This window comes from Intrasporangium sp. Soil_C_50 (genome assembly GCF_057656595.1).
Genome location: NZ_JBDGKB010000001.1, coordinates 870426 through 889050, shown reverse-complemented (window position 1 = coordinate 889050; position 18625 = coordinate 870426). Strand labels below are relative to the sequence as shown.

The window sequence follows — 18625 nt, the reverse complement described above, 5'->3', positions numbered from 1 at the left end:
CCCCGTGATCGTGAGCGCGCGGTCCACTGGCAGGGGACGAACTGCTCTTTCGATCAGGTCAGGCGACGTGGCGCAGCAGGCCCGTGTCGACGTCGTAGATGAACCCGGCGACCTGCGTGCCCTGGGCGATGAGGGGGTGCGAGCGCACCCGGGCGAGGTCCTCGCGCAGGGCCCGCTCCTGGTCGGCGATGGCGTGGAAGTGCATCCACGACGCGTCCTCGCCGGCGCTCGCGCCGACGCGCTCGCGCAGCTCGGCCTCGGTGTTGGAGGCCATGGCGCACCTCGTGTGCGGCACGACGAGGATGCGCTCGACGCCGAGCAGGTGCGTGGCGAGCACGAGCGCCTCGAGGGCGTCGGAGCCGACGCGCCCGCCGGGGTTGCGGAAGATCTTCGCGTCGCCGGGCTTGAGGCCGACGAGCTGCAGCGGCGCGATGCGCGAGTCCATGCAGGTGACGATGGCGACGCCCGCACGGGCGATGCCGTCGAAGCCAGCCATGTCGAAGTTGTCGGCGTACTCGCGGTTGGCGGCTACGAGATCCTCGAAACCGGCTGGTGCGGAAGCGTTCTCGGTCAATGCAGTTGTCTCCTTGTTCACTCGAGCCCGGGGCGCTTGGCGATGGTGAAGGCGACCGGCTTGCTCACCTCGGCGAAGAAGTCGTTGCCCTTGTCGTCGACCACGATGAAGGCGGGGAAGTCCTCCACGTCGATCTTCCACACCGCCTCCATGCCGAGCTCCTCGTACTCGAGGACCTCGACGTGCTTGATGCAGTCCTGGGCCAGGCGCGCGGCCGGGCCGCCGATCGAGCCGAGGTAGAAGCCGCCGTGCTCGTGGCAGGCGTCGGTGACCTGCTTGCTCCGGTTGCCCTTGGCGAGCATCACCTTGCTGCCGCCGGCGGCCTGGAACTGGTCGACGTAGGAGTCCATCCGGCCGGCCGTCGTGGGGCCGAAGGACCCCGACGGCATGCCCTCGGGCGTCTTGGCCGGCCCGGCGTAGTAGACGGGGTGGTCCTTGAGGTACTGCGGCATGTCGTCGCCGGCGTCGAGGCGTTCCTTGATCTTGGCGTGCGCGATGTCGCGGGCCACGACGAGCGGACCGCTGAGCGAGAGGCGCGTCTTGACCGGGTGCCTGCTCAGCTCGGCGAGGATGTCGTCCATCGGCTGGTTGAGGTCGATCTTGACGACGACGTTGCGGCTCGTCGAGCTGACGCCGATGGCGTCGTCCTCGTGGTCGCCGAGGTCGACCGAGCCGGCGTCGGGAAGGAAGCGGGCCGGGTCGGTCTCGAGCTGCTCGATGAAGACGCCCTCGGGCGTGATCTTGCCGAGCGCCTGGCGGTCGGCGGAGCACGACACGGCGATGGCCACGGGCAGCGACGCGCCGTGGCGGGGGAGTCGCACGACGCGGACGTCGTGGCAGAAGTACTTGCCGCCGAACTGGGCGCCGATGCCGAACTGGCGGGTCAGCTCGAGCACCTGCTCCTCGAGCTCGGTGTCGCGGAACGCGTGCGCCGTCATCGAGCCGCTCTTGGGCAGGCTGTCCAGGTACTTGGCGGACGCGTACTTGGCTGTCTTCAGGGCGAACTCGGCGCTCGTACCGCCGATGACGATGGCCAGGTGGTACGGCGGGCAGGCCGCGGTGCCGAGCGAGCGCAGCTTCTCGTCCAGGAAGCGCATCATGGCCTCCTCGTTGAGGATGGCCTTGGTCTCCTGGTAGAGGAAGCTCTTGTTGGCCGACCCGCCGCCCTTGGCCATGAAGAGGAACTTGTACGACGTCTCGTGCCCGGGCAGCGTGTCGGCGTAGAGCTCGATCTGGGCCGGGAGGTTCGAGCCGGTGTTCTTCTCCTCCCACGTCGTCAGCGGCGCCATCTGGGAGTAGCGCAGGTTGAGCCGCGTGTACGCGTCGTAGACGCCCTCGGCCACGGCCCGCTCGTCGGTGCCCTCGGTCAGCACGTGCTGACCGCGCTTGCCCATGACGATGGCGGTGCCCGTGTCCTGGCACATGGGCAGCACGCCGCCGGCGGCGATGTTCGCGTTCTTGAGCAGGTCGAGCGCGACGAACTTGTCGTTGTTGCTCGCCTCGGGGTCCTCGAGGATGTTGCGCAGCTGCTGCAGGTGCCCGGGCCGCAGGTAGTGCGCGATGTCGTGCATCGCGGTCTCGGTGAGCAGGCGAAGCGCCTCGGGGTCGACCTCGAGGAAGGTGCGGCCTCCGGGACCCTCGACGGTTCGTACCCCGTCGGTGGTGAGCAGGCGGTACGGCGTCTCGTCGGCGCCGATGGGCAGCAGGTCCTCGTAGGCGAACTCGACCACGACAGCTCCTTGGTGCGTCGGTTGCAGCTGCGACGCCGCCCCACGGGCGGCGCCCGGACCACGACGGCTCCGGCCGGCGAAGCGGCCGTGGACGCGAAAGTCCCCTCCCAGCCTAGTGATGGCCGGGAGGGGACCTTCGCGCAGGTGGTGCTGTGGGCCTCCTCAGCCCTTGACGGCGCCGGAGGTCATGCCGCGGACCATGAACCGCTGGAGGGCGAAGAACACGATGAGCGGGACGATCATCGTGATGAACGCGCCGGCGGTGAGCAGCTCCGCGCCCTGGCCCTGCGTGCCGAGCAGCTGCTGGAGCTTGACGATGACCGTCGTGTTGCCGCTGTTGAGGAACAGCTTGGCGATGAGCAGGTCGTTCCACACCCAGAGGAACTGCAGGGTGGCGAAGGCCGCGACGGCCGGGATCGACATCGGGAACACGAGGCGCCAGAACGTCTGGTAGTGCGAGCAGCCGTCGATCTTGGCCGACTCGATGACGCTCTTGGGCAGCGTGCTCATGTAGTTGCGCAACGTGTAGATGCACAGTGGCATGCCGAAGCCGGTGTGCAACAGCCACACGGCGATGTACTGGCCCGAGATGCCGAGGCCACGCGGGCCCAGGATGTTCAGCATCGGCTGGAACGCCACCTGGATGGGCACCACCATGACGCCGATGATGAGCAGGAAGATGAACTCCTTGAACGGGAAGTTCATGAACGTGAAGGCGTAGGCCGCGAACGCCGCGAACATGATCGGGATGACCGTCGCGGGGATGGCCACCACGATGCTGTTGATGAAGCCGCTCGCGAAGTCCTGCCCGCTCCACACCCCCTGGTAGTTGCTCGTCGTCCAGTTGGCACTGCCTGGGTTGAACAGCGCCGTCCACCACCCCGACGACGCGGCGTCGTCGCGGGTGCGGAAGGAGGTGACGAGCAGACCGATGGTCGGGATCGTCCAGAGGAGCGCGAAGATCGTCATGGTGACGATCGAGAACGGGCTGAGCGGCCGCCCGTCCTTCATGAGTCGCCTGCTCATCGGTTCGCCTCCTCGTCCTTGAAGTGCTTGATCTGGTACCAGATCAAGGGGATGACCGCGACGAGCAGGACGACGACGATGGCAGTCGCCTGACCAGCCTCGCTCGCGGCGAACAGCTTGTTGAAGAAGAGGTTCGCGATGACGTTGGTGTTGTAGTTGCCGTTCGTCGTCACGTACACGATGTCGAAGACCTTGAGCACGAGGATGAACACCGTCACGAAGACCGTGATGATCGTGCCCTTGATCTGCGGCACGACGACCCGCCAGAAGATCTGGAACTCCGTGGCGCCGTCGATGCGCGCCGCCTCGATGGTGTCGTCGGGAACGCCCTTGATCGCCGAGGACAGCAGGACCATGGCGAACCCGACCTGCAGCCAGATGAGGATCACCATGAGCAGGAGCGAGTTGAGCTTGGCCGTCGAGATCTGCAACCACGTCTGCGGGTCGCCGCCGAGCCCGGTCCAGATCGCGTTGAGCAGGCCGGTCTGGGCCTCACCCGGGTTGTTGTACGCGTAGACGAGGCCCCAGATCGCCGAGGCGCCGACGAACGAGATCGCCATCGGCATGAACACGAGGCTCTTGGCGACCTTCTCCCCGAGCGCCGACAGCTTGTCGGACAGGACGGCGACGCCGACGCCGAAGCCGACGACGACCGCCGGCACGATGATGAGCCACAGGATGTTGTTGAGGATCGAGTTCCAGAACTCGCTGTCGCCGAAGATCGTCTTGTAGTTCTGCAGGCCGACGTAGGCGGTGCTGTCGGCGTTGGCGAACGAGTAGTTGATGGTCTGGAACGTCGGGTAGATGAGCATCAGCGCGACGAAGAACAGAGCCGGCAGCAGGAAGGCGTACGGGATCACTCCCTCGGACAGGCGTGAGGGCAGGCCCTCGACGAACATGTTGAGGAAGAAGAAGATCGCCCCGGCGCCACCGACCCCGGCGATGATGGCGAGCAGGCCGATGACGACCTTGTTGCCGAACCACTGGGGGTAGAAGCCGAACGCGAGGAACAGGTTGCCGAGGAACCAGACCACGACGACCATGCCGACGACGCCGAGGATGATCTTGAGCGGGTTGGCCCGCAGCGCGGCCTCGGGGTCGCTCGGGCGCGACCTACTTCCTTGCGTGATGGATGCGGTGTCGGCGGTCATGACTTCGGCCAGGAGTTCTCGATGTTGTCGACCGTCTGCTGGGTCGGCTGGCCGTTCATCCACTTGACCATCTCGGTCCAGAACGTGCCCGACCCGACGGCCTTGGGCATGCTGTCGGAGCCGTCGTAGCGCAGGGCGCTCGCGGCGCCGGCCAAGGCGGCGATCTCCTTGGTGGTCTTGTCCGGGTAGTTGCTCGCGTCGAAGGTCTTGTGCGGCGAGAGCCACCCGCCGGCCTTGGCCCACTCGGCACCGAACTTGTCGGAGGTCAGGAACTGCATGACCTTCTGCGCGTCGGGGTCGCCGCCGTTGAAGAGCCCGGCGATGTCGCCACCACCGAGGACGACGGGGCTGTCGTAGCCGCCCTTCCACTGCGGGAAGACCATGATGCCGACCTTGTTGTCGAGGTCGGCCTGGACCGGCTTGGGCAGGAAGGTCGTGATGAAGTTGCCCTGGCGCAGGAGCATGCACTTGGCCGGGGTCTGGAACGCCGGGTTCATGGCGTCACCGAACGCGGTGTTGAGGATGCCCTTGGGGCCACCGAAGGAGTTGTTGTCGTCCTTGATGATCTTGCCGACCTCGTCGAAGGCCTTGACGACCTTGGGGTCGTTGAACGGGATGCGGTGGGCCACCCAGTCGTCGTAGACCTGCGGGCCGTACATCGACAGCATCAGCTGCTCGATCCAGTCCGTGCCGACCCAGCCGGTGGCCTGGTCCGAACCCCAGGCCTCGCACCAGGGGGAGACGCCGCCGGCCTTGATCTTGTCGATGACCTGGGACTGGAGGTCCTGGAAGGTGTTGAACCGCGTCGGGTAGCCGGCCTTGGTCCAGGCGTCCTTCGGGTACCAGAGGACGCTCTTGAAGGCCATGCGCATCGGGGCGCCGTAGACGCGGCCCTTGTAGCGGCCGGCGTCGAGGAAGCCCTTGATGAGGGTGCGGTCGAGCTGGTCGTAGTTGAGGAAGGTGTCGATCGGCTGGATCTTGCCCTGGGCGGCGAACTCGAGCAGGCCACCGGGCTGCGGGAACAGGCCGATGTCGGGGGAGTCGCCGGACTGGACCTTCTGCTTGATCGTCGTGGTGAAGTCCTGGTCGGAGGTGTACTGCACCTTGATGCCGGTCTGCTGCTCGAACTTGGCGAGCGAGGCGTTGAAGTTTTTCTCCTCGTCGCCACCGAAGGCGCCGAGGATGGTGACGACCTTGTCGTTGGGGGCACTGCCCCCCTGGGCCACGGCGTTGCCGCCGCCGCCGGCACCCCCGCCACCGCCGCCGGCGTTGGGGTTCTGCAAGCACCCGGACAACAGCGCCATCGCGGCCGCGACCGCACCTGCCGTCGTGAGGGCCCGTCTCGGAAAACCGGTCATGCTCGCTCCTCGTCGTTGAGTCGTGCCGTCGATCCCCGCCGACCACGTGAGCAGAGTCACGTTTCGTAGTCCATTCCTACCGCGACGGAGGGGGGCGGTCCAGCGTCGCTACCGCACCGTGATCTTGCGGCCGGTGGTGCCGAAGCGCTCGATGGGACGTATGGGGCACCGCGCTCATACCCGTAGCGTCGCTGTTCGCCGCGGTGGTCGCGTCACACCCGTGCCACGCGAAGGGGCCCCCACCGCGGTCGCGGTGGGGGCCCCTCGGCGGGTGTGCGGCGGGCTCAGACGCAGCGCCCGTTCTTGCAGTCGTGGTCGAACAGCGCCCGCGCGAGCACGGTCGTCATGTCGGCCGGGGTCGGCGCCGAGTAGAAGTCGGAGTACGTCATCTTCGAGATCGCCGTCAGTGCCGTGGCGTCGACGTCGGGCCCGATGCCGATCGTCGTGATGGCGATCGGCTTGTTCGGGTCGCTCGCGGAGCGCAGGTTGGCCTTGAGCTGCTCGAGGGAGATGCCGGCCGGGTCCTCGTTGCGACCGTCGGTGAGGATGACGACGGCGTTGACGCGTTCGGGGTCGTACTGCGCCTTGGCCTTCTGGTAGGCGGCCCAGATCGTGTCGTAGAGGCCGGTGCCGCCGCCGACGTTCTTCGACAGCGTCGCGGCCGCGGTGGCGACCTGCGCGCGGTGGCTGTCGTCGTCGAGGCGGCCGATCGGGGCCAGCTCACGCCAGTCCCGGCCGGGGCCGCCCTTGTCGATGGAGAAGATCCAGAGGCCGAGCTTCGTCGTCTTGGGCAGGGCCGAGAGGGCGATGCCGGCGGCCTCCTGGGTGATGGCCACGCGCGTGCTGTTGCCGACCTTGTCGTTCATCGACCCCGAAACGTCGAACACCGACAGGATCGAGAAGTCGGTCGTCGCAGACTGCCACGTGTCGGTCGCGGCCGACACGGTGGCGGCGTCCGGCGTCGGGCCGATCTTGACGTCGCCGATGCTGCCGGTGGGCGTCGGCATCGTCACCGGCACCGCGCTGGAGCGGATGCCGTACTGCGCGAGGATCTTGGCGGCGTCCGGCGTCATGAGGTAGGTGCGGAGCATCTCCACGGCCTGGGCCTTGACGGGGTCGGTGGCGACGTTGATGAGGGAGAACTCGAAGGCGGGCGTCCCCTCGCTCGGGGTCACCGACACCATGCGATGGTCGGGGTAGAGCCGGTTGTGGTCGATGAGGTCAGCCTCGGCGACGGGGAACGAGGCAGCGTCCTGCGGCTTGGCGTTGTAGGTCGAGAAGAGCTCGTCGATCGAGGAGGCAGCACCCTTGGCGAGCGTGGGGATGACGACGCGGCCCTGCTCGGTGCTCAGCTGGGGCAGCGCCGAGGCCAGCGTCAGCATGCCGGCGGTCGTCGAGCGCGGGTCGCTCATCCGGATCGGGGAGTCCGAGCCGACGAGCTCGAGCCACGTCGGCTGCCCGTCGAGGGCCTTGGCGCGCGCGGGGTCCATGGCGATCACGAGCGGGCTCTTGGCGAAGGGCTTGGCGACCTTGGCGTTGATCTTGGCGGACTCGTTGACCCGCTCGACCCAACGCTCGGAGTCGGGGATCCACCCGTCGGGGCGGTTCGGCTGACCCTGGCCGAGGCCGATCATGGCCTCGATCGGGGTCTTGCTGCGCACGACGAAGTCGACGCACGGCGAGTCTGGGTCCGCCTGGTACTCCTTGGCGAGCGCGAGGACGGCGGGCTGCGCCGCCTCGGACACCCAGAGCGAGACCGGCGTGCGCTCCGGGCAGGACTTGCCCGGCGTACCGGTCAGGGCGGCGACGGGTGCCTGGTCGCGGCCTTGCCACCACGTGAAGCCACCCGCGCCGGCGCCGACGACCACGAGCACCAGGGCGAGCGCGACGGCGATCCGCCGGTTGCGACGGCTGCGGGCCAGCTTGGCCTCGAGCGCCTTACGGGCGGCACGGCCCTCGAGAAGGCTCTGCTCGTACGGGCCGAGGGGGCGACGTGGAGGGGTCGGGTTGGACACGGGGTTTCCTCACATGAGGACGCCCCGGTGCCGGGACGTCGGGGTGAACCACCGAGCAACGGTACCGGGCGGCTCGCGCAGAATGGTGCCTGAACTGTCGCGCGTTTGTCGAATGCCCGAAATGTCCTATCGCAGCGTGGATCTCGTCGGTGCGAACGCGCCCGCTCGCTGCACCGTCAGGGCCCCGGTCAGCAGGGCGCGCTCGACCGCAGGCGTCACGTCGGCCAGCGTCGCGGCGTGCAGCCGCTCGCGGGACGCGGCTCCGCCGAGCAGGCCGGCGTCGAGCAGCCCCGAGATGAGACCTGCCATGAAGGAGTCGCCCGCGCCCACGGTGTCGACGACGTCGACGCTCGGGGCGGGCAGGGACACCTGCTCGCCGGTGACGGTGACCCGCACGAGGGCGCCCTGCCCACCGCGCGTCACGACGACGACGGCCGGGCCGAGCTCGCCCCAACCGCGCACGACGTCGTCGAGGGACTCGCCCGGGCAGAGCCACTCGACGTCCTCGTCGGACAGCTTGACGACGTCGGCCAGGGCGACGGCGGCCTCGATGACCCGCCGCGCGTCGGCCGGGGCGCCCATGAGCGTCGGGCGGGCGTTGGGGTCGTAGGAGACGGTGGCACCGGCGCCCCGGGCCGCCTCGAGCACGGCGCGAACCTCGTGGCCCCCGGGCTCGATGACCGCGGCGATGCTGCCGGTGTGCACGTGGCCGTAGGCCTGCAGGTTGGGCACCGGTGCGACGTGCCACTCGAGGTCGAAGACGTAGGTGGCCGCGCCCGACGCGTCGAGCGTCGCGTGCGCGAGGGAGGTGGCGGCGGCCTCGCGGGACCCCTCGGTCAGGGTGACCCCGCGCTCGGCGCAGTGTGCGGCGATGCGCTCGCCGCGGGCGTCGTGACCGATCCACGTGGCCAGGTCGACCGGGTGATCGAGCGCGGCCAGGCCGAAGGCGACGTTGGCCGGGCTGCCCCCGACGTGCTCGGCGGTGGCGCCGTCGGGCGTCGTCACGGCGTCGACGAGCGCCTCACCGACGACGAGCGTGCGGATGTCGGACACGCGCGCCCCCTCAGGCGTCGACCATGTCGGCGCTGCCGAACCAGCCCGGACGGTCGAAGCGGTGCTCGCTGTCGATGGTGCGGATCGTGCCGCTGCGCGAACGCATGACGAGGGAGTTGGTCCGAGCCGACTTGGCGCCGTAGCGGACTCCGCGCAGCAGCTCGCCGTCGGTGATGCCGGTGGCCACGAAGAAGCACTCGCCGACGACGAGGTCATCGGTGGACAGCACCCGGTCGAGGTCGTGGCCGGCGTCGAGGGCCTTCTGGCGCTCCTCGTCGTCCTTCGGCCACAGCTTGCCCTGGATGACGCCACCGGTGCACTTGATGGCGCAGGCCGCGATGATGCCCTCCGGGGTGCCGCCGATGCCGAGGAGCAGGTCGACGCCGGTGCCGGGGCGGGCCGCCATGACGGCGCCGGCGACGTCGCCGTCGACGATGTAGCGGATGCGGGCGCCGGTGTCGCGGATCTGCTGGGCGAGTCCCTCATGGCGGGGCCGGTCGAGCATGACCACGGTGACGTCGGCCGGGGTCTCCTTCTTGGCCTTGGCGATCCGGCGGATGTTCTCGGCGACGGGAAGCCGGATGTCGACGACCTCGGCCGCCTCGGGCCCGGTGGCGAGCTTGTCCATGTAGAACACCGCCGACGGGTCGTACATGGCGCCACGGTTGGCGACGGCCATGACCGCGACCGCGTTGTTCATGCCCTTGGCCGTGAGGGTCGTCCCGTCGATGGGGTCGACGGCGACGTCGACCTCGGGGCCCGTGCCGTCGCCGACCTGCTCACCGTTGAAGAGCATGGGGGCGTTGTCCTTCTCGCCCTCGCCGATGACGACGACGCCGCGCATGCTGACGGTGGAGATCATGGCGCGCATCGCCTCGACGGCGGCGCCGTCGGCCTTGTTCTTCTCACCGCGGCCGACCCACCGGCCACCCGCCATGGCGGCGGCCTCGGTGACCCTCACCAGCTCGAGGGCGAGGTTGCGATCGGGCTGGCTGTGCTTCATCGGGTCCTCCGTCGGCGCAGAACGAGTCCGCGCCAGCCTAGCGGTGGCCGGACCCGCGTTTGGACGGCGTCCGCACGTCGGGGACGATGGGGGCATGAGCACGACCTCCACCCCCTCGCCGACCGACCTGCCGGGTCAGCAGCCGGTGGAGGAGCCTGCGGCACCGCGCAGCCGGTACTCGATGGGCACGCTGCCCAACATGCTGCGCTCGATGCTCGTCATCGGCCTGTTCGTCCTCGCGCTCGTGGCCATCGTGCCGCGCACCGACCACGTCGACCGGCCCGCCGTCGACGCGCTCGACAAGGCGCGTCAGGTCGCGGCCCAGGCGAAGATGACCGTCCAGCTGCCACAGGGCCTCGGGTCCGGCTGGGTGCCGACCGTCGCGTCGTACGCACCCGGCACCGAGAAGGTCCGCACCTTCACGACGGTGTGGACGACGCCGAATGGGGCGGACATCAGCCTCAAGCAGGCCGTCAACCCGACCGACGGCTGGCTGCGCCGCTCGGTCAACGACGGTGACGCCGCCGGCACGGTGCAGGTGTCGGGCCGCAGCTTCGAGCGGTTCACCGCCTCGGACGCCGGTCAGGTGGCCTACGTCGTGCGCGGCACCGGCGCGACGCAGCCGACCATCGTCGCCTCGGGCAACGCGTCCGAGGACGAGCTCAAGGCGTTCGTCGCGGCGATGCGCCCGGTGCAGCCGGCAGCGGCACCCTGACGCCGGGGCCCTGACGCGTAGGGCGGTCGCTCAGGACTCGTCGTCGAAGACGGCGTCGTCGGCGTGCAGCGGGTTGCCCTGGGCGGGCGCGGGGGCGCCGCCGCGGGTGGCCCGCTCGATCTCGGCCTGGGCGCCGTCGAGCCAGGTCGCGCAGTGCGCGGCCAGGGCCTCGCCCCGGCGCCACAGGTGCATGGAGTCCTCGAGCGGGGCCTGACCGGCCTCCAGCCGCGCGACGATCCCGACGAGCTCCTCGCGGGCGTCCTCGTACCGCAGCCCGGCGATGTCGGGGAAGTCGGCGGTGCTGGCGGTGGGAGATGCGTCGGACATGCGCGTCACCCTACGGTGTCGGGCCGACGTCGCCGTCGGCGTGCGGGGTCGGCGTCGCCTGCTCCGAATCCGCCGTGGGGGCGGCCGGCTTCGTCGACGTCGTTGTCTTCGTGGGCGCGGACTTCCGGGCCGGCGTGGTGCGTGCCGTGCTCTTCGCCGTCGGCTTCTTCGTCTCCGCGGTCTTCGCCGAAGCGGTCTTCGCCGTGGCCTTGCTCGCCATGGCCTTGCGCGCCGTCGCCTTCTTCGGCGTCGTCACCTTCTTCGGCGTCGTCGCGGCGCCGTCGGTGCCGGTGCTGACCGGCCGGACGCCGAAGTCGCCGCGGGCGACGCGGACGCGCAGCAGCTCACCGACGCCGACGTCGTCGCGGTCCATGACGACCCGTCCGTCGCGATGCTGGACGACGGCGTAGCCGCGCTCGAGCGTCGACTGCGGCGAGAGCGCGACGACCTGCCGACGCAGGTGCTCGGCCTCGTCGGCCGCCCGGTGCAGGCGTGCCTCGAGACGCGTCGCCGCCCGGTCTCGGAGGGAGGCCAGCTCGACGCGTCGCTGGCGCACGAGCGCGACGGGGTCGGCCATGACGGGGCGCGACACGAGTGCCCGCAGCCCCGCGCGCTCGTGCTCGAGGCGTCGGGCCAGGGCCCGGCGCAGGCGCTCGCGGCCGGTGTCGACGGTGCCGCGTTCGTGGGCGGCGTCGGGCACGACGCGCTTGCCGGCGTCGGTGGGGGTGGAGGCACGCCAGTCGGCGACGAGGTCGAGCAACGGCTGGTCGACCTCGTGGCCGATGGCACTGATGACCGGGGTGCGGGCCTCGGCGACGGCCCGGACCATCGCCTCGTTGGAGAAGGGCAGCAGCTCCTCGAGGGCGCCACCACCGCGGGCCACGATGATGACGTCGACGTGGGGATGGGCGTCGAGCTCACGCAGCGCCGCGACGACCTCGGTGACGGCGTTGGTGCCCTGCACCGCAACCTCGCGCAGTTCGAAACGTACCGCGGGCCAACGGCGCCGGGCGTTCTCGACGACGTCGCGCTCGGCGGCCGAGCCCCGGCCCGTGATGAGCCCGACGCGGTGGGGCAGGAACGGGATGGGTCGTTTGCGGTCGGCGTCGAAGAGCCCCTCGGCGGCGAGCGTGCGCTTGAGGATCTCGACGCGGGCGAGGAGGTCACCGATGCCGACGGGGCGGATCTGCCGGGCCTCGAGCTGCAGGGTGCCGCGCTTGGTCCAGAACGTCGGCTTGGCCTGGAGCACGACGCGGGAGCCCTGGGCCAGCGGTATCGCCATGGCGTTGACGGCGTTCATCGGCACCGACACGGAGAGCGACATGTCGACGTCGGGGTCGCGGAGAGTCAGGTACGCCGTGCCGCCGCGCGGGTTGAACTGCACGACCTGCCCCTCGACCCACAGCTGGCTCATCCGGTCGACGTAGTCGCTGATCTTGAGGCTGAGCACGCGGACCGGCCAGGGCTGCTCGGCGGTGGTGTCGGCTGCCTTGTCCGGCAGCGGGTTCGGCAGGCTCACGCGGGCAACGATAAGGCGTTGCGGCGACAGGACCGCGTCCATACCGTCGATCCGGTGACGACACCGCTCGGGACGGACGCGACGACCTGGCTCGCCGACGCCTTCGACCTCGGCTCACCGGCCGGGTCCCGGTGGGTCGCGCGCGGGGCCATGGGCGTCGTGCATCGGCTCGACACGACGAGCGGGTCGTTCGCGGTGAAACGGGCCTTCTGGCAGGAGAACCCGCCGGAGGTGGCCGAAGCGCTCGCGGAGCGCGAGGTCGACCTCGTCGAGCGGGCCCGCGGCGTGGGCGTCCGTGCGCCTTGTCCGGTGCGGTCGCGGTCGGGGACCGTTCTCGCCCACGACCCACAGGGCGTCGCGTGGCGCGTCCACGAGTTCGCGCCCGGGGCAGTGCCGGATCGCTCCGACGAGGACGCGCAGCAGTGGGTCCTCCGCTGTGGGGCACGGATCCACCGGCTCGGCCTCGTCACGGCACCGAGTGAGGGTGTGCACCCCTTCTACACGACCGTCGACGTCGACTGGGCTGCCCTCGCCGACCGCGCCCGCGATGCCGGCACCGACTGGGCGCGGAGACTGGCCGGCCGGGCCGCCGAGCTCGCGGACCTCGCCGCCTGGGCCTCGGCGACGCCCCTCGGTCCGACCCGGCGATGTCACCGGGACCTCAAGGCGAACAACACGCTGCTCGAGCCCGACGGGCGCCGGTGGCTGCTCGACTGGGAGGACGCCGGACCGCACGACCCGGCGCGTGAGGTGGGCACGGTGCTGCTCCACCACGTCCCCGACGAGGGGGTGCTCGCGCGCCTCGCCGCGGCGTACGGGGCGGCCGGAGGGGTGGCGCTGCCAGAGGGTGGAGAGGTCTTCGCGAGCGGGATCGCCGTGTGGCTCAACTTCCTCGGCGGGCAGGTCGGCGTGCTCCTCGACCCTGACGCCGGCGCGGAGCACCAGGCCTTCGCGGCGCCCAAGGTTCGCGGCCTGCTCGACGACGTCCCGGACGCGTCCACGCTGGAGCGCTGCGGGCGCCTCGCGGCTCGGGCTGCCCGCGGCGGGGCCCGTACGATGGACCCATGAGCGCCACCCCCGAGACGCCCGCCCCGACCACCGGCACCGACACGCCCGACACCCCTGCCGCAGCGAGCAAGAAGGTCCTGCTCGCTGCGCCCCGCGGCTACTGCGCGGGCGTCGACCGAGCCGTCGTCACGGTCGAGAAGGCCCTCGAGCTCTACGGCCCGCCTGTGTACGTGCGCAAGCAGATCGTGCACAACAAGCACGTCGTCACGACCCTCGAGAAGCGCGGCGCGATCTTCGTCGACGAGACGGACGAGGTGCCCGAGGGTGCCACCGTCATCTTCTCGGCCCACGGCGTGGCCCCTGTCGTCCACGAGGAGGCCAGGGCCCGCAGCCTCAAGACGATCGACGCCACCTGCCCGCTCGTGACGAAGGTGCACCGCGAGGCGGTGCGGTTTGCGAGCGACGAGTTCGACATCCTGCTCATCGGCCACGAGGGCCACGAGGAGGTCGTCGGCACGAGCGGCGAGGCGCCCGAGCACATCACGCTCGTCGACGGCCCCGACGACGTCGACAACGTCACGGTCCGCGACCCCGAGAAGGTCGTCTGGCTCTCGCAGACGACGCTGTCGGTCGACGAGACGATGGAGACGGTCAAGCGCCTCAAGGAGAAGTTCCCGGCGCTGCAGAGCCCGCCCTCGGACGACATCTGCTATGCCACGCAGAACCGCCAGCTGGCCGTCAAGCAGATGGCCGGCGACACCGACCTCATGATCGTCGTCGGCTCGCGCAACTCCTCGAACTCGGTGCGCCTCGTCGAGGTCGCCCTCGAGCACGGTGCGCGCGCCGGGCACCTCGTCGACTACGCCGACGAGATCCAGGAGGAGTGGCTCGAGGGTGTCACCACGGTGGGCGTCACCTCTGGCGCCAGCGTGCCCGAGGTGCTCGTGCGCGACGTGCTGTCATGGCTCGCCGAGCGCGGCTACGGCGACGTCGAGGCCGTCATCGCGGCGGAGGAGTCGCTGCTCTTCTCGCTGCCCAACGAGCTGCGCCGCGACCTCAAGGCCCGCAAGGGCGAGGACTCCGGCACCGTGCGCCACGACGCCGCGTTCGAGGACGCCGGCTCGCTGCACTGACGCGCACCGACCCGTCGGGCCGGAGGCACCGCCGGTCGGCGGCCCGACAGGTCAGCCGCCGAGGGCGGAGGTCAGGGCCGGCTGCAGGTCATCGAGGCTGTTCGTCGCGACGTACTGCCCACCGGTGACCGCGATGACCTGCTTGAGCGCCCCGGCGTCGGCCTTGCCGCCGATGTCGACGACGACGAGCCGGACCGGCCGGGCCGGGTCCTTGGCGGCCGACAGCTGCTGCTTGAGCAGGTCGAGGTTCAGGCCGAAGTCGTCCTCGTTCGGGCCGCCGGTGACGATCACGACGGAGTTGGTGTAGCCCGGACGCCAGGCGCCCTTGGCCTGCACGTACGTCGCGGCGATCGAGTCGTAGAGTCCACGGCCTCCGCCGACGGCCGAGCCGAGCCCGGCGACCGACCGGTCGAAGGCCGCGAGCCGCCTGCCGTCGCCGAGGCTGCCGTAACCGACGAGCGGCTTGTAGTCGTCGGCCTTGTCGCCGACGTGCAGCGAGTACACCCACAGCGAGGCGAAGGTCGTCGGCGACACCGCGGCGGTGGCCCGCACGGTGGCGCGCTGCACGGTGCCGAGGCGGGTGGCGCCGCTCTCGGTGCGGTCGAGCATCGAGCCCGACACGTCCACGGCGAGCAGCGCCTGGGTCTTCGGTGCGGAGGCGTTCCACAGTGCCGCAGTCTTGGCCACCGACGCGTCGGCCGGGGCGGATCCCACCGTGATCGTCCCGCGCAGGGCGGAGGGCTCCTTGGGGTCGGCCCCACCCGGCGTGCGCAAACCGCTGTCGCGCAGGATCTTCCGCGCCTCCTCGGTGTGGAGGTAGCTGCCCAGTGCGCTGACCAGGCGCGCGGTCGCGGCGTCGTCGGACAACGACGCGAGTGAGTACGTGGCCGGGCCGGTGCCCTCCGTCGGGGCGACGGCCGTGAGCGGGGCATCGGCATGTGCCGCGTTCCACGTCGTCAGCTGGGCCTCGGTGGTCACCGCGCCGGACGGGGTCTTGCCCGCGAGGTCGTCGAGCGACACCGAGCCGGTGCCGCTCTTGGCGGCGCGCGACACGACGGTGCCCAGCGCGCTGTCCGAGGCCGATGCGGCGACCGCGCCGAGCGCGAGCCGTCCGACGGTCGAGCGGTTCGGGTCGGGAATCCGGACCGGGGTCGTCCCACCGAGCACTGCGCCCCAGGTCAGGTTGTCGCCGAGGGCCTCTGCCGCTCCGTCCGGCATCGCGACGACGACAGCGCTCGTCGCGAACGGTGGGCCAGCGGTCGCCTTGACCCCGGAGATCGAGGCGGCCCTCCCGAACCACACGTCCGAGTCCGTGATCCACGCGTCCGGGCGTCCGGCGCCGATGAGCGACCCCGCGACGGCGAAGGGCTCGGCCGGCTCGAAGGTGTAGGCGGCGCAGGGGCTGTCGGAGTGCTTGCTCAGGGCCTGGGCGGCCGCGGCCACCGCCGGCGCGACGGCCGGCGCGACGGCGACGCGCACCTTCGCCGGGTTGGCGCACGAGGTCGGGCGGGCGGCCACGCCCGGTACGCTCGTCGGCACGTCGCGTCGGGTCAGGAACACCCACGCCCCGACGGCGCCACCCGCGACGAGAACGACGGCGAGGAGCGAGCCGAGCACCTGGTGGCGGCGTCTACGGCGCAGCCGGTCGCGCTCGGCGGCCTCGGCCCGCTCGCGGCCGTCGATGAGGCTCTGCTCGTAGGGGCCGATGCGACGGCCCGTGCCTGCTGCTGGATCTTCGGGTCCCGGCCCCCCGCTGCCGGTCACTGTGCTGCCACTCCCACGCGCCGTATTGTCTGTGGCGGCCCGCGTGGGTGTCCACTATCGCCCTATCCCGGACATTTCGCCCCGACGCATCTCGAGGGGTCGGGGCGGGACGTACGTCGTGGTGGCGGGCGCGCCACGTCAGGAGTGGTGACGCGTCAGGCGGTGTCGGCCCTGCGCTGGGCCGAGGCCTCGCCCTCGTGGCGCAGGAACGCCTCGTCGCGCTCGGCACGTGAGTGCTCGCCGTGGGCATCGTCGAGATCGGGCCCTTCGGTGAGCTCGGCGGCGCTGAGGGAGCGTGGTGCGGCCTCGAGCGGCGCGAGCTCGGTGGGCCGGTCGGTGGCCAGGTGCAGCTCGTGCATGCGTCGGGCGGTGACGAGCACGCGCGACTCGAGCGTGCCGACGAACTTGTTGTACTGCTCCACCGACCGTGCCAGCGACTGGCCCATGCCGGTGACGTGCCCGCCGAGGGTGGCGAGCCGGGCATAGAGGTCCTGGCCGAGGGCGAGCAGCTCGCGGGCGTTCTGCTCCAGGGCGTCCTGCTGCCAGATCGCACCGACGGTGCGCAGCACGGCATAGAGGGTGCCGGGCGAGGCCAGCACGACCTTGCGCGTCAGGGCGTGCTCGTAGAGGCCGGGGTCGTCGGCGAGGGCGGTGGCGAGGATGGCCTCGCCGGGCACGAAGCAGATGACGACCTCGGGCGAGCGGGTGAAGGCGGTCCAGTACGCCTTGGCGGCGAGACCCTCGACGTGCCGGCGCAGCGCCGTGGCGTGCGCGGCGAGCAGCTCGCCGCGCTCGAGGTCGGAGACGGTGTCGCCGTGCGCCTGGAGGAAGTGCGCCATCGGCGCCTTGCTGTCGACGACGACGTGACGGCCGCCGGGGAGGTTGACGACGGCGTCGGGGCGCACCGTGGCGCCGTGCCGGCTGACCCGGGTGACCTGCTCGTCGAAGTCGCACCGGGCGAGCAGCCCCGACACCTCGAGGACCCGCCTCAGCTGCACCTCGCCCCAGGCGCCGCGGACGGTGGACGCGTTGAGGGCGCTGGCGAGCGTCGCGGTCTCCGAGCGCAGCGACTCGGTGGACCGGCTCACCTCGGTGAGGCGCTCACCGAGCTGGCCGAACTGCTGGACGCGGTCGCGCTCGAGGACGCCGACGTGCCGCTCGACGCGGCCGATGGTCTCGCGCAGCGGTGCGAGGACGGCCGCGGTGGCGTCGTCCTCGGCGCGGGAGGCCTCGAGGTCGTCGACCCGCTCCCGCAGCACGTCACGGGCCGCCTCGGCGGCCGCGGTGCGCGACACGAGGGCGGAGCGGACGGCGAGCCAGGCGACGAGCGCGCCGGCGACGAGGCCCAGCGCGAGGCCGGTGAGCAGCGACGAGGTCTCCATGGCCCCACCGTCCCAGAGAGGTCCGACAGGGCCGTGGAGCCCACGCGCTCAGCCGAGCTCGAAGTGCTGGTAGTCCTTGTACCGCCAGTAGCCGCCCCACACGCCGCCGCGGGAGAGCACCTGCTTCGTGATCGTCGAGGAGGCCCAGATCATGCCGGGGTCGTGCAGCTTCCGGTTGATCCAGCGGGTGCCGTTCGGCGGGTACCAGACGCCGTTGGCCGCCTTGTACGGGTTGCGCATCGTGTTGACGTCGATGGCGGTGCCGTAGGAGTGCGGCGACATCCGCGAGCTGTTGCCGGTGACGCGCCGGCAGTTGAACGCCGAGGTGTTGTCGGCCTTCATCATCGCCTCGTCGCTGCCCTTCCAGAGGTTCGGGTTGTCCATCCGGCGGATCTTGAAGCCGGCGAGGTAGGCGGCTCGGAAGATGGCGGCCGTCTGCGTGACCTTGTCCGAGCGGACGATGAGCATGCCGCGGTGGATCCTGCCGTCATAGCCTCGGAAGTTCATGGCGACGACCCGTAGGCGGCTCGGCCCGACGGGGCAGCCCGACCGCCACGTGTAGCGGACGTCGGCGGCCGTCACGCGGCGGACGCTGACGCGTATCGGGTCCGGTGCCGTCGCCGTGGCAGCGGCCGTGGAGGCCGCGACGACGAGGGCGGAGACGTCGGGGAGGGCGCCGAGGGAGTGTGGCTCGGGCGCGAGGCGAGCCACCGGGACCGGCGCCGCCGCGGTGGAGTGCTCGGGGGCGGCGCCCGATGCCGGCGGCGCCGTCGTCGTCAGCGCGAGGGTGGTGAGGGCCGCGGCAGCGAGGCCGCCACCGCGCAGGAGGGATCCAGCCATGAGTCGTCCTTCGGGTCGGTCGGGTGG

Annotated in this window: 16 protein-coding genes; 3 read left to right on the top strand and 13 right to left on the bottom strand. The window is 71.0% G+C overall.

Annotated features, from left to right (window positions below; all coding sequences use genetic code 11):
- Nucleotides 1-58: 58 nt before the first annotated feature.
- The 8 genes from AC3A5R_RS04090 to glpX all read right to left on the bottom strand — a co-directional run bounded on the left by AC3A5R_RS04090 (nt 59) and on the right by glpX (nt 9910).
- Entirely contained in the window at nt 59-574 is a 516-nt protein-coding gene (locus AC3A5R_RS04090; protein WP_487619485.1) for a beta-class carbonic anhydrase, read from the bottom strand.
- Between the two features lie 17 nt (nt 575-591).
- A complete protein-coding gene (locus tag AC3A5R_RS04085; RefSeq protein ID WP_487619484.1) occupies nt 592-2304 on the bottom strand; it encodes a fumarate hydratase in 1713 nt (570 codons plus the stop codon).
- A 162-nt stretch (nt 2305-2466) separates the two neighbouring features.
- Nucleotides 2467-3330, bottom strand: coding sequence for a carbohydrate ABC transporter permease (locus AC3A5R_RS04080; RefSeq protein WP_487619483.1), 864 nt, complete (start codon nt 3328-3330; stop codon nt 2467-2469).
- Nucleotides 3327-4481 carry a carbohydrate ABC transporter permease gene (locus AC3A5R_RS04075; protein WP_487619482.1) on the bottom strand — a complete coding sequence of 385 codons (1155 nt, stop codon included), beginning with the start codon at nt 4479-4481 and terminating at the stop codon, nt 3327-3329. Before AC3A5R_RS04075 ends, AC3A5R_RS04080 begins: the two co-directional genes overlap by 4 nt.
- Complete coding sequence (locus AC3A5R_RS04070; protein ID WP_487619481.1) at nt 4478-5839, bottom strand: ABC transporter substrate-binding protein; 1362 nt, start codon at nt 5837-5839, stop codon at nt 4478-4480. Before AC3A5R_RS04070 ends, AC3A5R_RS04075 begins: the two co-directional genes overlap by 4 nt.
- Before the next feature lie 284 nt (nt 5840-6123).
- Nucleotides 6124-7854: a substrate-binding and VWA domain-containing protein gene (locus tag AC3A5R_RS04065; RefSeq protein ID WP_487619480.1), complete on the bottom strand. Its 1731-nt coding sequence runs from the start codon at nt 7852-7854 to the stop codon at nt 6124-6126.
- Nucleotides 7855-7980: 126 nt separating this feature from the next.
- Nucleotides 7981-8907, bottom strand: coding sequence for a carbohydrate kinase family protein (locus tag AC3A5R_RS04060; RefSeq protein WP_487619479.1), 927 nt, complete (start codon nt 8905-8907; stop codon nt 7981-7983).
- Nucleotides 8908-8917: 10 nt separating this feature from the next.
- Nucleotides 8918-9910 carry a class II fructose-bisphosphatase gene (glpX, locus tag AC3A5R_RS04055; protein WP_487619478.1) on the bottom strand — a complete coding sequence of 331 codons (993 nt, stop codon included), beginning with the start codon at nt 9908-9910 and terminating at the stop codon, nt 8918-8920.
- A gap of 94 nt (nt 9911-10004) precedes the next feature.
- Between glpX and AC3A5R_RS04050 the strand changes: the two genes are divergently transcribed.
- Nucleotides 10005-10625 carry a DUF4245 domain-containing protein gene (locus AC3A5R_RS04050; RefSeq protein ID WP_487619477.1) on the top strand — a complete coding sequence of 207 codons (621 nt, stop codon included), beginning with the start codon at nt 10005-10007 and terminating at the stop codon, nt 10623-10625.
- A 30-nt stretch (nt 10626-10655) separates the two neighbouring features.
- Here AC3A5R_RS04050 and AC3A5R_RS04045 read toward each other — a convergent pair whose 3' ends face one another.
- Both AC3A5R_RS04045 and xseA read right to left on the bottom strand, forming a co-directional pair.
- Nucleotides 10656-10952: an exodeoxyribonuclease VII small subunit gene (locus AC3A5R_RS04045; RefSeq protein ID WP_487619476.1), complete on the bottom strand. Its 297-nt coding sequence runs from the start codon at nt 10950-10952 to the stop codon at nt 10656-10658.
- A 10-nt stretch (nt 10953-10962) separates the two neighbouring features.
- Entirely contained in the window at nt 10963-12471 is a 1509-nt protein-coding gene (gene xseA / locus AC3A5R_RS04040; RefSeq protein ID WP_487619475.1) for an exodeoxyribonuclease VII large subunit, read from the bottom strand.
- A 54-nt stretch (nt 12472-12525) separates the two neighbouring features.
- Here xseA and AC3A5R_RS04035 point away from each other — a divergent pair, with 54 nt between their 5' ends.
- Together AC3A5R_RS04035 and AC3A5R_RS04030 are read left to right on the top strand one after the other, a co-directional pair.
- Nucleotides 12526-13539: an aminoglycoside phosphotransferase family protein gene (locus tag AC3A5R_RS04035; RefSeq protein WP_487619474.1), complete on the top strand. Its 1014-nt coding sequence runs from the start codon at nt 12526-12528 to the stop codon at nt 13537-13539.
- Entirely contained in the window at nt 13536-14612 is a 1077-nt protein-coding gene (locus tag AC3A5R_RS04030; protein WP_487619473.1) for a 4-hydroxy-3-methylbut-2-enyl diphosphate reductase, read from the top strand. Before AC3A5R_RS04035 ends, AC3A5R_RS04030 begins: the two co-directional genes overlap by 4 nt.
- 51 nt (nt 14613-14663) lie before the next feature.
- On the opposite strand, the gene AC3A5R_RS04025 is transcribed toward AC3A5R_RS04030, so the two are convergent.
- From AC3A5R_RS04025 to AC3A5R_RS04015, 3 genes are all read right to left on the bottom strand, one after another.
- Nucleotides 14664-16376 carry a substrate-binding domain-containing protein gene (locus AC3A5R_RS04025; protein ID WP_487619472.1) on the bottom strand — a complete coding sequence of 571 codons (1713 nt, stop codon included), beginning with the start codon at nt 16374-16376 and terminating at the stop codon, nt 14664-14666.
- Nucleotides 16377-16531: 155 nt separating this feature from the next.
- Nucleotides 16532-17758 carry a DNA recombination protein RmuC gene (locus tag AC3A5R_RS04020; protein WP_487619471.1) on the bottom strand — a complete coding sequence of 409 codons (1227 nt, stop codon included), beginning with the start codon at nt 17756-17758 and terminating at the stop codon, nt 16532-16534.
- Between the two features lie 48 nt (nt 17759-17806).
- Nucleotides 17807-18598 (bottom strand): M15 family metallopeptidase, encoded by a 792-nt coding sequence (locus tag AC3A5R_RS04015; protein ID WP_487619470.1) that lies wholly within the window; start codon nt 18596-18598, stop codon nt 17807-17809.
- Nucleotides 18599-18625 lie beyond the last annotated feature (27 nt).